This is a genomic window from Armatimonas rosea, from assembly GCF_014202505.1.
GTDB classification, from domain to species: Bacteria; Armatimonadota; Armatimonadia; order Armatimonadales; family Armatimonadaceae; genus Armatimonas; species Armatimonas rosea.
The window spans coordinates 17,098-30,718 of the sequence record NZ_JACHGW010000001.1 but is presented as its reverse complement, the minus strand read 5'-3'; the positions used below and the strand labels follow the sequence as shown (position 1 = coordinate 30,718).

Annotated in this window: 10 protein-coding genes; 5 read left to right on the top strand and 5 right to left on the bottom strand. The window is 65.8% G+C overall.

Annotated elements, in window-relative coordinates:
- Positions 1-155 precede the first annotated feature (155 nt).
- The 3 genes from HNQ39_RS00135 to HNQ39_RS00125 are packed head-to-tail and all read left to right on the top strand — an operon-like array spanning position 156 to position 4,670.
- Complete coding sequence (locus HNQ39_RS00135) at positions 156-764, top strand: anti-sigma factor (protein WP_184191689.1); 609 nt, start codon at positions 156-158, stop codon at positions 762-764.
- A complete protein-coding gene (locus tag HNQ39_RS00130) occupies positions 761-3,436 on the top strand; it encodes a CHAT domain-containing protein (RefSeq protein ID WP_184191686.1) in 2,676 nt (891 codons plus the stop codon). Before HNQ39_RS00135 ends, HNQ39_RS00130 begins: the two co-directional genes overlap by 4 nt.
- A 25-nt stretch (positions 3,437-3,461) precedes the next feature.
- Positions 3,462-4,670, top strand: a complete 1,209-nt coding sequence (locus HNQ39_RS00125) for a S8 family peptidase (RefSeq protein ID WP_184191683.1) — start codon at positions 3,462-3,464, stop codon at positions 4,668-4,670.
- A gap of 53 nt (positions 4,671-4,723) precedes the next feature.
- Here HNQ39_RS00125 and HNQ39_RS00120 read toward each other — a convergent pair whose 3' ends face one another.
- The 4 genes from HNQ39_RS00120 to HNQ39_RS00105 are packed head-to-tail and all read right to left on the bottom strand — an operon-like array spanning position 4,724 to position 9,288.
- Positions 4,724-6,097 (bottom strand): flotillin family protein, encoded by a 1,374-nt coding sequence (locus tag HNQ39_RS00120; protein ID WP_184191680.1) that lies wholly within the window; start codon positions 6,095-6,097, stop codon positions 4,724-4,726.
- A 33-nt stretch (positions 6,098-6,130) separates the two neighbouring features.
- Entirely contained in the window at positions 6,131-6,688 is a 558-nt protein-coding gene (locus HNQ39_RS00115) for a hypothetical protein (protein ID WP_184191677.1), read from the bottom strand.
- Complete coding sequence (locus tag HNQ39_RS00110; protein ID WP_184191674.1) at positions 6,685-7,245, bottom strand: hypothetical protein; 561 nt, start codon at positions 7,243-7,245, stop codon at positions 6,685-6,687. Before HNQ39_RS00110 ends, HNQ39_RS00115 begins: the two co-directional genes overlap by 4 nt.
- Positions 7,246-7,293: 48 nt before the next feature.
- Positions 7,294-9,288: a heparinase II/III domain-containing protein gene (locus tag HNQ39_RS00105; protein WP_184191672.1), complete on the bottom strand. Its 1,995-nt coding sequence runs from the start codon at positions 9,286-9,288 to the stop codon at positions 7,294-7,296.
- An 87-nt stretch (positions 9,289-9,375) separates the two neighbouring features.
- Here HNQ39_RS00105 and HNQ39_RS00100 point away from each other — a divergent pair, with 87 nt between their 5' ends.
- The gene (locus HNQ39_RS00100) at positions 9,376-11,130 is read left to right on the top strand and encodes a putative bifunctional diguanylate cyclase/phosphodiesterase (RefSeq protein ID WP_184191669.1); all 1,755 of its coding nucleotides are present in this window, start codon (positions 9,376-9,378) and stop codon (positions 11,128-11,130) included.
- A gap of 19 nt (positions 11,131-11,149) precedes the next feature.
- A complete protein-coding gene (locus HNQ39_RS00095) occupies positions 11,150-11,752 on the top strand; it encodes a L,D-transpeptidase family protein (protein WP_184191667.1) in 603 nt (200 codons plus the stop codon).
- Here the strand turns inward: HNQ39_RS00095 and HNQ39_RS00090 are convergent.
- A complete protein-coding gene (locus HNQ39_RS00090; protein ID WP_184191664.1) occupies positions 11,749-13,569 on the bottom strand; it encodes a penicillin acylase family protein in 1,821 nt (606 codons plus the stop codon). The two genes, HNQ39_RS00095 and HNQ39_RS00090, sit on opposite strands and share 4 nt — an antisense overlap.
- Between the last annotated feature and the right edge of the window lie 52 nt (positions 13,570-13,621).

Below are 13,621 nucleotides of genomic sequence, written 5' to 3'. Positions count from 1 at the left end.
GGGCTGGTGGAAGACGATCAAGTGGTGCAGCTTCTCAGGGAGCTGCATCACTTGATCGTTGGTGCAGGCCCGGTCCGCACAAATAAATTGACCCGAGTGTATTTCTTCGAGGTAGAGATGCATTCTTTAAACCGATCCGCGGGAATACTAACCCTATGACACACTGTCCTTCCCTACAAGACTGGCTCGACCTAGCCGAGACGCGCACAACCCCCGCGCGTGCGGCGGAGCTTCAGGCACACCTGGAGAGTGGCTGCGCGGCGTGCACGGCGCAGCAGGCTTGGATTGGGCGGACGCTGGCGGCGTTCTCTCAGGTAGCGGCTCCTGGCCTGGCTGAGACAACCCGGCGGGCGCTTCGGGAGCTAGCCGCGGCACGGCTGGAGGCACGCGAGCGGCCTCTCTGGATCGCCACGCTCCTGCGCGATACCCGCCTGCAGCAGGCCGTGGGAGCACGGGGCAGCGACGAAGGCATTCAGCTACGCTACGATGCGGGCGAGTACGAGATTCGGCTCTGGGCCGAGGCGACCGAGGTGGAGGCCGTGGAGCCCTGGTACCTGATTGGTCAGGTCTACGACCGCGCGACCCAAGACTTTCTCTCCCCCGAGGCGGTGCTGATGGTGGGAGCGCAAGGCAACGCCCAGACCGCCCACACCGAGAACCAGGAGTTCCACTTTGGGGCCGTGGCGGCGGGAACCTACCGCCTCGCCGTGCGCCTCCCCAACACCGAGCTGCTCGTCCCCGAGCTCACGCTGGAGGGGGTGTGAGCGAGCTGCTACAGCAGGCGCTGGGGCTCCTCTCCACGGACCCTGCGGCGACGCTCCGCCTCGCCGACGAGGCCTTGGGCGTGGAGGCGACACCGCTTGCCCACCGCATCCGTGGGCAAGCACTGCGCGCGCTCTCCCGCCACGCCGAGGCTGTCGAGGCCTTCTCCGCCGCCGCCGCGCTCGCCTATGCCCTTGGGGACACAACCCAGGCGGCGCTCGTGCAGGTGGGAAGTATCGACTCTCTGGGGATGCTGGGCCGCTACGACGAGGCCGAGGCGCTGGCACTGGCGCTGGAGAGCGCGCTCCAGGCTGTTGGGGCGAGCGAGGCCGCAGCAAAAGTAGTCTTCAATCTCGGGGGCCTGCACTACCGCCGGGACCGCTATGCCGAGGCACTGGCCTGCTTCGAGCGGGCCGCAGAGCGCTTCGCAAGCTCGGCCAACGCTGCGTTTCTCCTGCCCCATGTCTGGACCAATACCGCGCTCGCCCTGACGTTTCTTGACCGCACCGACGAGGCCCTGGCCCTCTACGAGCAGGCACGGGCGGCGTTCTTAGAGACCGAGCAGCTTGTCGAGGCCGCGACAGTCGAGGCCAATATCGGCTTTGTGCACCATGTCTCCGGGCGCTCGGTGGCGGCGCTGGCGGCGCTGAACCAGGCGCGGGCGCGCTTTGCGGAGCAGGGGCGGCTCCACGATGCGGCACGCTACGCGATCGATGCGGGCGATGTCTACCGAACCCTGAACCTGGCCCCCGAGGCACGCGAGTGCTACGAGCAGGCGCTGGCGGTCTTTGTCGAACTCCCCCTCGACTACGACGAGGCCCGCGCCCGTCTCGGGCGCGCCGCGACCCAGCCGCTGGCACCGGAGACGAGCGCGGACCTGAACCGGGCAGAGGCGATCTTCGAGCAACAGCAGGTCGCGCCCCAGCGTGCCCATGCCCAGCTCCTGCGGGCTCGCCTCGCCTTGCTCCAAGGCCAAGCCGATGAGGCCCGGCGCATGGCCCGAGCCGCGGCGCGCGCCTTCGCTCAGGCAGGCCTCCAAGGCTGGGCGGCGGAGGCAGCGCTCGTGCTGGATACGCTCGGCCCCAGCCAGCCAGGGCGCCTCCAGCGCGTCCGGCGCACCGCGCAGCAGACCGGGCGCGGCTGGCTGGAGTGCCGGGCCCTGCTCGCCCTTGGAAACCATGCCGCGGCCGCAGGAAAGACCCGCACCGCCCTGCGCTACCTGCGTGCCAGTGTCGCGGCGCTGGAGACCGTCCGGGGCCACCTGGCACAGGAGGACTTCCACACAGCCTTCCTACAAGACAAGCTCGGGGTCTACGAGGCGCTGGTGGCGCTCTTGCTGGAGCAGGGAACCCCCGAGAGTGTCGCCGAGGCACTGGAGCAAGTCGAGCGCTCTCGCTCCCGGCTCCTGCTGGAGCGTGTTCTGGCCGCGGTGGAGGAGAGTGTCCCCGTGCTGCCCCAAGAGCTCCAGGGCCGCTTGAGCGCGCTCCGGGCACAGCTCAGCCGGGCCTACCACCGTGAGATTGTCCTAGGCGACAGCGAGGCGCGCCGCCTGACTCTAGCCAGCGCGGGGCAGCTCAAGGGCCTGGAGCACTCCTACCGCCAGCTCCTGCGCGAGGCTGAGCTCAGCCAGCCCGCCAGCGCCAGTGCCCTCGCCCCGACCGTTCCTATCGCGCTTCTCGCCCAGAGCCTGTGTCCAGAGCAGTGCTTGGTGGAGTACTACCTGCACCGGGGAGAGCTGGGGGCCTTTGTCCTGACAACCCAGGGCGTGCGCTTTGTCGCGCACCTCTGCACGACCGCGGCGCTGGAGACAAACCTGCGCCGCCTGCGCTTCTACCTCCAGACCGCCGCCACCGATGCCGAGCACGGGGGAGAGTCGCTGCCACAAGCGGGGATTCAGCAGGTCCTCGGGCTCCTCTACGACCAGCTCCTGCGACCGCTGGGGCCGCTGACAGGTATCACGCAGCTGGTGATCGTCCCGCAAGGCCCCCTGCACCGGGTGCCGTTCCACGCGCTCCACGATGGCACCGGCCCGGCGCTGGAGCGCTGGGAGCTGACCCTGGCCCCCAGCGCCTCGCTCTGGCACACGCTCCAGCAGCGGCCCCGCCTCGCGCTCGACAATCGCCTGCTCCTCTTGGGGGTTCCCGAGCCCGGAATCGCCCAGGTGGCCCAGGAGCTGGCGCAGCTCACCGCGCTCCTCCCCGATGCGATCTCGGTCTGTGGGCCGGAGGCGACCCTGGCGACCTTCCTGCAGCACGCCCCCGGCAAGCGCCTGCTCCACCTGGCGACCCACGGCCTCTTCCGCGCCGACAACCCGCTCTTCTCCGGCCTGCGCTTCGCCGATGGCTGGCTGCTGGCGCGCGATCTCTATGGGATGCGCCTGGACGCCGAGCTGGTCACGCTCTCGGCCTGCCGGACCGGGGTCTCGGATGTGGCGCCCGGTGACGAGCTCTTTGGGCTGGTGCGGGGCTTCTTGGCCGCAGGGGTCAAGTCCCTGGCGGTGAGCCTCTGGCCCGCCGACGATACCGCGACGGCGCGGCTGATGGGGTTGTTTTATGAGGCACTGCTGGCGGGGGAGACCCCCAGCGCCGCGCTTCGTCGTGCACAGACAACGCTACGTGCGGAGCTTCCGCACCCGTACTACTGGGCACCGTTTTGTGTGATCGGCTCGCGGTAGCCACCGGTCAGAATGGTAAAGAACAATGAACGTACTTAAGGCAATTCTTACACTGAGTTTTCTCCTGCTCCTCGCGCGCATGGGGTGGGCGGATGGAACTATCCTAGGGCATGTCCTGGTGAAGACCAAGCCAGGGGTCTCGATTAGCGCGATCGCCAATACCTACCGGGTAAAAGTGGACGACCAGGTGCCGGGGACTGCGGTCTATAGCCTGACCGTGCCCGCAGGCCAGACCGAGGCGAGCTTTGCCACGCTCCTCAACACCGACTCGCGCTTGGTCTTTGCCGAGGTGGATACGTTCTTGCTCAACCCGGAGATCAAGGGCGACCCGGTCCATCTTGCCTTCGATTTTGCCGCCGCCGATGCGGGGTTTTTGGCCCAGTGGACCGCGCCGCTCGGGGTCTACACCGACTCCAGCCCGCTACGACAGGTCAACCTGGGGCTGGCGCAGGCGCGAACCCGGGGCGCGGGCGTGCTGGTTGCCGTGTTAGACACGGGCCTGGACACATCGCACCCGCTCCTCCAGGGCCACTGCCTACTGGGAATGAACGTCCTCAACCCGGCGTACCTCCCCGGTGAGTCCTACGACGGGCTAACCAACGCCGCGATGGGGCACGGGACCATGGTCGCCGGGATCATCGCCCGGATCGCCCCCGATGCCCAGATCCTCCCGATTCGTGTGCTCAACGCCGATGGGCTCGGGAGCGCACTCAATGTTGCCAAGGGGATTCAGTACGCACTGCGGAGCGGCGCAAAGGTCGCCAACCTCAGCCTGACCTCGTCGGTGCGCTCCAAGACAATCGACGATGCCATGGACGCTGCCGAGGCGGCGGGGATGACCTGCATTGTCGCCGCAGGCAACAACGGCACCAGCGAGACCCAGTACCCGTCGTCGCGCAAGGAAGTGGTTGTCGTGGGGGCCGTGGACAGCAACAATATCAAGGCCCCGTTCTCCAACTACAACCGCTCGGTCTCGGTGGTTGCGCCCGGTGTGGAGATTCGCAGCACCTACCTGAGCGGCGGCTACGCCACCTGGGCCGGCACCTCGTTTGCCGCGCCCTTTGTCACCGGCGAGGCCGCGCTGGTCCAGTCCCTCCACCCCGAGTTTCTTCCTGCCAACACCAAAGACGCGATCCTCAGCTCTGCCCGCTCCGTGGATAAGTTTAACCCCGCCTACAAAGGCAACCTCGGCAAGGGCATGATCGATATCGCCGCCACCGTCAGCCGCCTCTAGAAATAAGAAAGCTCCCCCGCACGCCGGTGCGTGCGGGGGAGCTTTTGCAGGGACTACTCGCTGGGAGTCGTGTTTTGCTTCTGGTCGGACTGGAGCTGATCGCCGATCAGACGGGTGGCGAGGAGGCTCTGGACGATTCCGGTGAGCTGGCTGGCTGTGTCGCCCGCCGCGCTGCCGCCGCCCCCGCCGCCGCTGATATTGACCATCTTGGCCTGTGCGAGCGCCTTGGCGATCTCGGCGGTGATCTGCGGGGTCATCTCCAGCTGCTTGAGGCTCAGGTAGGCATTGCCGCCCTGCTGAATGGCTTCGTTGACCGCACGGATCGCCTCGGCCTGCGCCTGCCCGACCGCACGAATCTTCACCGCTTCGGCCTCTGCCTCGGCCTGTGCGATCTTGAGGGTGCGCTCTGCCTCTGCCTCAGCGGCGATCTTGGTGCGAGTTGCCTCAGCGCCCGCGGTGATGGTCACGCGGTTGGCCTCTGCCTCGGCGTTGATCTTCATCTTGGCGGCATCGGCCTCCGCGGCGACACGCTTGCGCATGGCCTCGCCCTCGGCATCGACACGGGCCTTGGCAAGGTCGGCGTTGGCCTGGGCGATCAGGGTGGCGCGGAGCTCGGCCTCACGCTGGATGGCAAGCGAGTTCTGGCGCTCGGCCTCGGCCTGTGAGATCGCGGCGGCGTTCTCGGCCTTGCGGCGCTCGAGATCACGCTGCTTGTCGTTGACCGCTTGCTCGGCCTGGAGCTGTGCCTCTTTGGCGCGGCGCTCTTGATCCGCGGCGACAATATCGGCGTTGGCCTTGGCCTCGACCGCGGACTGGCGGCGGCGCGCCTCCGCCACCTCGGACTGGACCTCTTTAATGTTGAGCGAGTTAAACACCAGCCCGAGGTCCTGGAGCTCACGGGAGCACGCGCCCTTGATGATAATCGCCAGGCGGTCGTCCTCCTCCGGCCCCGCCGTGCCCGTCCCCCCCGCGGAGAAGAGCTCATCGTGGTTGAGCAGGTTGATCGCACGTCGGCCTGTGGAGGTCAGCAGGTCGGAGAGAATCCCGTTTTGCTCCTCCATGTTCTTGGCAAAGAACTTATTGGCCGCGGTCATGATCATCTCGTTGGAGTCGCCCACCGAGACAATGGCGCTGGCAAGCACGCGCACCTTGATCGGGCGGGGAATCCCATCACTGCCCATGTCCGCGGTCTGGTCGGAGATATCCAGGTCGATATTGATCGCCTTGGAGGGAATGGTCGTCCCCGTGGTGAGGATGGGGATCTCAAACGCCTTGCCGGGGCCACGGAAGATACTCGTGCTCCCGCGCCACCCGGTCACCATGCGGATCGTACCGGCATCGACCGTGGTAAGAAACTGGCCCACACTGACAAGAATCAGCAGTATGGCAACCACCACGACAATTGGAATAATGAGCCCTAGAGGCATCTTGCTTTCCTATTTTCTTTCTTTAAAACCTATCTAGAGCCGGGCGATACGGCAGGTGTTTCGCCTCGGGTCTACATCCACAACGACAACTCTCTCGCCCACTTGGAGGGAACGGGGGTTTTCCTCGGTCTCGGCCAGGGTGGCCAAGACGCGCCGGAGCTGACCATCTACCGTGATGCTCACCATGCCCTGTCCTTGGGAGTCAAACCGGCTCTGGACAATCGCCTCGGTGGCGCGGGCCCCTTCTAGGTTCTGGGCGGGCTCTGAGGCGAAGCGCATCACGAGCTGCTCCAGAGGTTCTACGATCAGCTTCCAGAAGACAATGCCTCCCAGCAAGGCCCACCACCAGCGCCCCGTGAGCATCCCGACCGCCCCGGCTCCGAGGCAGATCGCAAAGAGGTTCATCGGGGAGAGCAGGCCCACCAGTGCATCGAGCAGCGAGCCTCCGACCGCGCCTTTGCCACGGCCGCGGCCTCTTGCGTGCGCCCGGCCTCGGCCCCGCACACGCCCCCCGCGTCCGCCGCGTAGCCCCGAGAGGCTCATCACCAGGATGCCGAGGAGGCCAATCGTAAACAAGCTCTGGTAGATCATAGCTTTGCCACGGTCGCGGTATTGCGCCGCATGTCGATCGCAATCACCACGAGCTTCTCGCCCGCCTCGACGGCTTCGGGCGAGCCCTCCAGAGTTGCCAGCAGGCGCACAAGGTGCCCGTCCACCACTAAGGTGATAATGCCTCGCCCGGTTGCATCGAAGCGACTGTCCGCGGTTGCCTCTTGCCCGACTGCTCCGGAGAGCATCGTGGCGGGCTTGCTGGCAAAGTGCAGGACAAGGGCCATGAGCGGCTTGATCACGGCGCGGTAGAACAGCCAGCCCGCGAGCAGGGCCAGCCCAAAGACCAAGACGGGGGGGAGCTTGAGGGCGCTCTCCAGAGCCAGTCCTGCGCCCCCCATACCCAGGCTAAAGCCAAAGAGGCGAAGGGGCGAGAGAAAGAGAAGCCAGAAATGCCCACCGTCGTCGGGGAGCGAGTGGTCGCTGTGCCCGCTGTGTCCGCTGTCGCTGGTGGCATCGCCATCATGGTGTGCGGAGCCAAGGACCGCTTGTACGAGCAGTCCTAACCCTCCCACCGTGAACAGAACTTGATAGAGCATTTTGGTTTCCTCCGGTGCAGACGTTACAAATTTGGAAAGGTTGCTTTTTTATTTTACGTCGAGCGTCGTGGCTGTCACGCGGAGCTGCCAGCTTCTCTTGCCCGGCGTGTTTACCTCGACAAGGACCTCCTCGCCGCGGGTGCGGGCCGTGAGAGTGGTCCCACGGGGCGCGATTGCCCAGACCCAGCGTGCGCTCTTTTCCACGGTGCGTGCCAGGAGGATCGGGACACGGTCCTCGCTGCTCTTGCCCATCCCGGTCGCGATCACGTAGCGGGTGGGGGTAGTCAGCGGGACGAGCGAGAGGGCAAACCCCGACGAGTCGGTGTAGGATGAAAAGCTGCTGGTTTGCTTGGCGGCTTGCAGGTAGCGGTAGCCTGGTTTGTCCGGCAAGCTCTGCACGTCTCCCGGTTGCATCAGCCAGCTCTTGGGCTCGAAGCTGGGGTGGATCGCGAGGTCGAGCAGGCCGGGGGCTTTTTGCTCGGCGTGGTCCACGAAGACTGCGGTGTCGCTGCCCAGCAGAAACGCGGCGCGCTGGAGAGTGGTGCCCTCGTAGGCGGCCCCGGCATCGGCGAGGGCGGCGGCCCAGCCCGTGCCGGTCTTGAAGTCCAGGAGCCTTCCTGTGGCGGGAGCTTGGTTGGTCTCGGCCTGTACAAACGTGTTGTGCGCCAGGGTGGTCTTGTACCAGCCGAGGTGGGCAGGAATGCCATAGACACTGGTCCCCGGGTCATCGAGGAGCGTCTTCCCGCCCGCAAAGAAGACCGTGTTGAGCTTGTCGGCGTGGCCGTGGCCGCCGCCGTGGGGGCCGTACTTAAGGATCAGGGTCGCGCCGGGTGCACGGAGGTAGGCATAGCCCACCGCCGCAAAGACCTCGGAGGGGAGTGTCTGGCTGGCTGTTGCGGGAAGTGGGGGAGCGCCGGCCAAGAACGCGGGGAGGGTCTTGCGCGGGCTGGTGGTCAGGGGCAGGGCGAGCTGGGGGTCTTGGAAGCGTACGAACGCGGTCTCGTAGAGCGGGTTGCTCATCGCGGTGGCGGCGTTGGAGTCGTTGAAGGCGGGGAGCTGACCGCCGGGCAGGGCCATGCGGATCGCGGCGAGATAGAGCTTCTTGTAGCGCTCCCCGAGCGTCCCCGAGTAGAGCGGGAGCCCGGCGTGGTAGCCCGCCTCCATCAGCGGCGCGAGGGCGCTCATCGTGTAGAAGTGGTAGCTCCACGCCCCCTCGTACCACGGGCCATCGTCGGTGATTCCCTCGCGTAGCTGGCGCTGCAGCCCACGCTCGGGATCGTCGATGGCTTCGGCGAGGAGCGCCTTGTCGCCGTAGAGCAGCGCCACCAGCCCGACCGCGCTATTCTTCCAGCACTGGATATTGTGGACCCCCATCTTGTGCTTGCGAATGACCTCGGCGGCGGGGAAGAAGAGGTCGGTCTTGAGGGTGGCGCGCTCGCTCTCGGAGAGGGTCTCCCAGACTAGGTCGGCCCCCTGCGCCATCGGGATCAGCCAGACTGCTTCGTCGAGGGTCTGCGGCCCCACTTTACCGCCACCCGTGCCGGTCTTACCGTCTTTGTCGTGGTAGGCGTAGCCGGGGTACTTGACGGCGTAGGCGAGCAGGATCTCCCGCGCCTTCTGTGCGTAGCGTCGCTCGCCGCTGAGCTGGTAGGCCAGCCCGAGGTCGCGCAGTGCGCTGGCCCAGTCGTTGTGCTCCGCCAGGAGCGGGACATCGTCGTAGGGCCAGCCCGTGTAGACCTGCCCATCGACCGGACAGACATGGCGCGTGGGCGACTCGGTCTTGAGGCGTGCGCCGTGGGTCTTGCAGGCGTACCAGTGCGGCCACTGCCCCCCGCGCTCGGGTAGCACGACGGGCTTCTTACTCAAGGTCTCGGCGCGGGCGAGTAGGCCGTCTAAAAACGCCTTGTTCTCGGGCTTGCGCTTGGCCGCTTCCAGCTCGGCCTTGGTCGCCAGCAAGCGCGGGTGTGCGGGAAGTGCCGCGAGCTTGGCATCGGTGACCAGTGGGGGTGTTTGGAGCGACGTAATGGCTATCAGAGGCATCATGTCCTCAGTATACAACTGCTTGCAAAGCGGTAGCCTCATTAAAATCAGCGTGCCTGCCGATATCTTAACCATAGATAGTCACGTTTTATGAGTAGTGCCGTCCCTCCCTCCCTAGGCTCTTCCCTAGACTATGCACTCCGTCGGGGGCGCTATCTGCTCTGGTACGCCGACTTCATCCCCGGGCTCTGGAAGACAACCGTCTTGAATGAAGAGGCGGCCCATACCTGGCTGAGCATTCCCCGGCAGGAAGGCCACAGCTATGCGGAGGACCTTTTCTGGGCACGCTCCGCCGAGGCGCAGCGTGAGGGGTGCCGGATAATCGACGAAGCCTTGGCGGCGAATCTCTCCTCGGTGACCCGCGAGTTCGAGCTCATCCAGACCGATGGCTCAGTGCTCTGGGTGCAGGAGTCGATCGAGCTGGAGCAGCAGACTCCGGGCTACGGCCGTGCGGTGGGGGTCTGGGTCGATATCACGGAGCGCAAGAGTACGGAGCGCCAGCTGATCCACGAGGCGCACCACGACCCCCTCACCCAGCTCCCCAATCGTGCCTATCTCTCCAAGATTCTGGAGAAAGACCCACGGAGCGCACAGCGCCTCTTGCTCTTTCTCGATCTCGATAACTTCAAGGCCATCAACGATAACCTTGGGCACCCCATGGGGGATCAAGTACTGGTGGAGGTGGCAAAGCGGCTCCGGCAGAGTGTGGGCGCACGCGGCGATGTCATCCGGCTGGGCGGCGATGAGTTCACGGTGCTTCTGCGCCCGGACGCAACCCACGACGAAGCCTGGGCACTGGCGGAGCGGGTTCAGGAGCAGATCAGGCTGCCTCTGTCTCTGCCGCTTGAGCTGACGGAGCGGATCTATCTCTCCGCAAGCATTGGTATCTCCTTGGGCAGCGACCAGGGAGCAACCGGGCTCCTGCGCAACGCCGATATCGCCATGTACGCCGCCAAGACCCGTGGCCGTGGCCGTGCTTGTGTCTTTGATGCGCAGATGGAGCAGGAGACTCGCCTTCGTTTTGAGCTGGAGAACGCCCTGCGGGTTGCTATCGAGCGGGAGCAGCTCACCCTGGCCTACCAGCCTCTCTTTCTGCTGGAGTCACGAGCTGTGGTGGGGCTGGAGGCACTGGCACGCTGGCAGCACCCTACCCATGGCAATATCCCTCCCGATCAGTTCATACCGATTGCGGAAGAGACAGGTCTGATTGTCCCGCTGGGGTTCCAGCTCCTGCGCCAGGCGTGCCACTGTGCGGTTCGGTGGCGGCAGCTTGCTCCGCACCTCAGCATGGGGGTGAATATCTCCGTGGCACAGCTTCAGGCTCCTCACTTTACCCGCGAGGTACTCGCCACTCTGGAGCAGACCGGCCTCCCCCCCGATAAGCTCGTGCTGGAGGTAACGGAGAGTATCTTTGCGCTGGGGCGTGAGTCCGTCCTGCCGCAGCTACAGGAGCTCTACGATGCAGGCGTGGCACTGGTGCTCGACGACTTTGGGATCGGGTACTCGTCGCTCTCGGCCCTGAGTGAGCTCCCTATCCATGCCCTGAAGATCGACCGCTCGTTTCTCTGGAGCGCCACCGATGCGCTCCCCGTGCGTGCCCAGCGCAACCAAGCACTCCTCCGGGCAATGGTCTCTGCGGGGCAGGCACTGGATCTCTTGATCGTGGCAGAAGGGATCGAGACCGCCGCCCAGCGCGAGCTTGCGCGCTCCATGCGTTGCGCGTTGGGCCAAGGCTATCACTTCCAGCGCCCCCTGGCCGAGCACGATGTCGCGGCCTTTTTAAGCACCACAACCCATGCGTCCGCCACCGAGGCGCTGAGAACCGCACTCCGCTGGGCTGCCTAGCGGGATATACTAAGCGTGTATGCAGCGCACTCTTGCAGAGGCCATGGAGACCTACGGTCCGGTGATGCGACGGCGCTTTGTGCCCGCGTGCAAGCGGGCGGGGATCGCTTTCCCTCCCAAGCGCCTGCTCCTGCTGGCCTTCAAAGACGAAAAATCCCTGGAGGTCTGGGGAGCCAATGGGGGCGGTCGCTACAAGCTTCTCACGCGCTACTCTGTCCAAGCCGCCAGCGGGAGCCCCGGAGTGAAGCGCCGTCAAGGCGATCGCCAGGTCCCCGAGGGGTTCTACAAGCTCACCGCTCTCAACCCTAGCTCCCGCTTCCATCTCTCGTTTCGGGTGGACTATCCCAACAAAGACGACCTCGCGCACGCGACCGTGCCGCGGGAGCAGCTGGGCGGGGATATCTATGTCCATGGGAACTGTGTCTCAATCGGCTGCCTCGCGCTGGGAGATGCGAGTATCGAGGAGCTATTCCCGCTGGTGGCGACTGTCGGGCTGAAAAATAGCCGTATCTGGATCGCCCCCTGCGACCTGCGGAGCCGACCCGCGCCTCCCGCCGACGATCCCTGGGTGGCGCGGCTCTACCAGCGCTTGACCCTCGCCCTCAAGCCCTTTCGGCGCTAGCTCTCCAGGCGGTGCCGGCTGGTCGCCTCGGCATCTAGGGCGCTACGAGTCCAAGGAACCCTCCGGTAGCGACGACGACAGGCGAGGGGCATCTGGTCGGTGTAGTGGGGCGAGTCCGGGTTGTCCGAGTTGCCGTAGGGCTGGGCGGCCCAGAGCTCCGGTGGCGTGTCGGGAGCTAGCTGAGCCAGCATGCGAAACGACGACCCAAACGTCACGACCGTGCGGCAATCGGGGCCAAGCTCTCCGTCGTTGGGACAGAGCGACTCCCCGCCGCCGTCCATAGGCAGGTCGATCTTGCCCCGCTGGTGCCGGTGGAGCTCCCCCCAGGCAGTATCGAGGGGCAGGCCATGGCGCGAGAGCCGGGCCAGCGCCCGCACGACACTCCCCTCCCGACGTGCAAGCTGAAAGAGAGCCGCTCCACGGGAGTCTTGGGTGAGGGTCTTGTCCCAGCGTACGAGCAGCTCATGGGCGGGGCCGGTCTTTGCCTCGGCCAAAAAGCGCGGTAGGTCGGCCTCCGCATTCAGGTCGCGGCAGTCCATCGCGATGGTCTTGGCCCCCTCCAGATCGAGTGGTCCGCTGGCCTCTAGGAGCGCATGGAGCCGCTGGCCCCGCAGGGTCTGGGAGTCGGGGGCGAGCCAAGCGGGGAACGGGCCGGGCGGTGTGAGATGGGCCCCCGCCCCTGTGCGGGTGGGGCCATCGTTGCAGCTCTGCAGAAACCCGAGCGGCGGGAAACTGCACTGGGGGTGCTCCGAAAACGCCACCGGCTCGCCCCACTCAGTTGCACTCGTCCAGCCGGGAACCGGGCCGCTAAAATCAAACCCCTCCGGGCGGCGCGGGATTCGTCCGCCCCAGACATAGCCCACCTGTCCACGGCTATCCCCGAAGAGATGGTTGAACATCACGGTCCCACGCTGCGCGAGCGCCTCTCGGTACTCCTGCGTCGTTGTTGCCAGCCCCTGCGCTCGAATCTGCGTCACCAGCCCCGCATCGCTCCCCCCGACTCGGCGAAGGGCAACCCCCTCAGTCAGCATCGGCCCATGGTGTGAGTAGGCGATCTTGCGTGTCAGCTCTCCGCCGTCCTTGAGCTTAAAGACAAACTCCCGAAACTCCAGCGCACGGGTCTGGCCGTCGTACTCGTAGCCTGTATTGCCCTTCAGGCGTAGTAGGTACGCATCCGACAGATCCGGCTGGTTGACTGTATTTGCCCAGGCGAGGTGGCCGTTGCTTCCCATGCCAGGGTAGGGGAGCCCCACAAACGTCACCCCATGCAGGTCGAACTCTCCCCCCACCAGCCGCGCTTCGTACCAGCGGTAGAACCCCTGGAGGGGCAGGTGTGGGTCCATCGAGACAAGGCTCCCGTGCTTGCTTGCCAGGCGCTCGGGTGCGACCACAAAGGCATTGGAGCCCGCCGCGAGCCCTTCCAGCGAGAAGGCAAGGTTGACAAAGAGAGCGAAGGTGAGGATATCCTGTGGGGTGACCATGAACGCGCCAAGGGGACGCTGCTCCGGGAAGTCGCGCTGGTAGCGGTTGATCCCCGCCGCAAACGCCCCGATCTCCGCCCGCACCGCACCGGGCAGCGAGCGCCAGGCCCCCTGTGCCCGCTCGTGCAGGCAGAAGGCACGCACCGCGATATCGCCCTCCAGCGCCGTCGCCCCCTCTAGCTCCGCGAGCTCCCCACGGGCCTGCTTGAGGTTGCGAAAGAGCGCCTCCTGCCGGTCTTGTGCCTGGACATAGCCAAAGCCAAAAAAGAGCGCCGCGGCTGTGTCGGCGTAGAGATGGGGAACCCCAAAAGCATCGCGCAGGATCGTCACTGCCATCGCTGTCTTCTCCTCGGTTGCATCGTACCTGAAAATAAATTGGGTTCGGGGC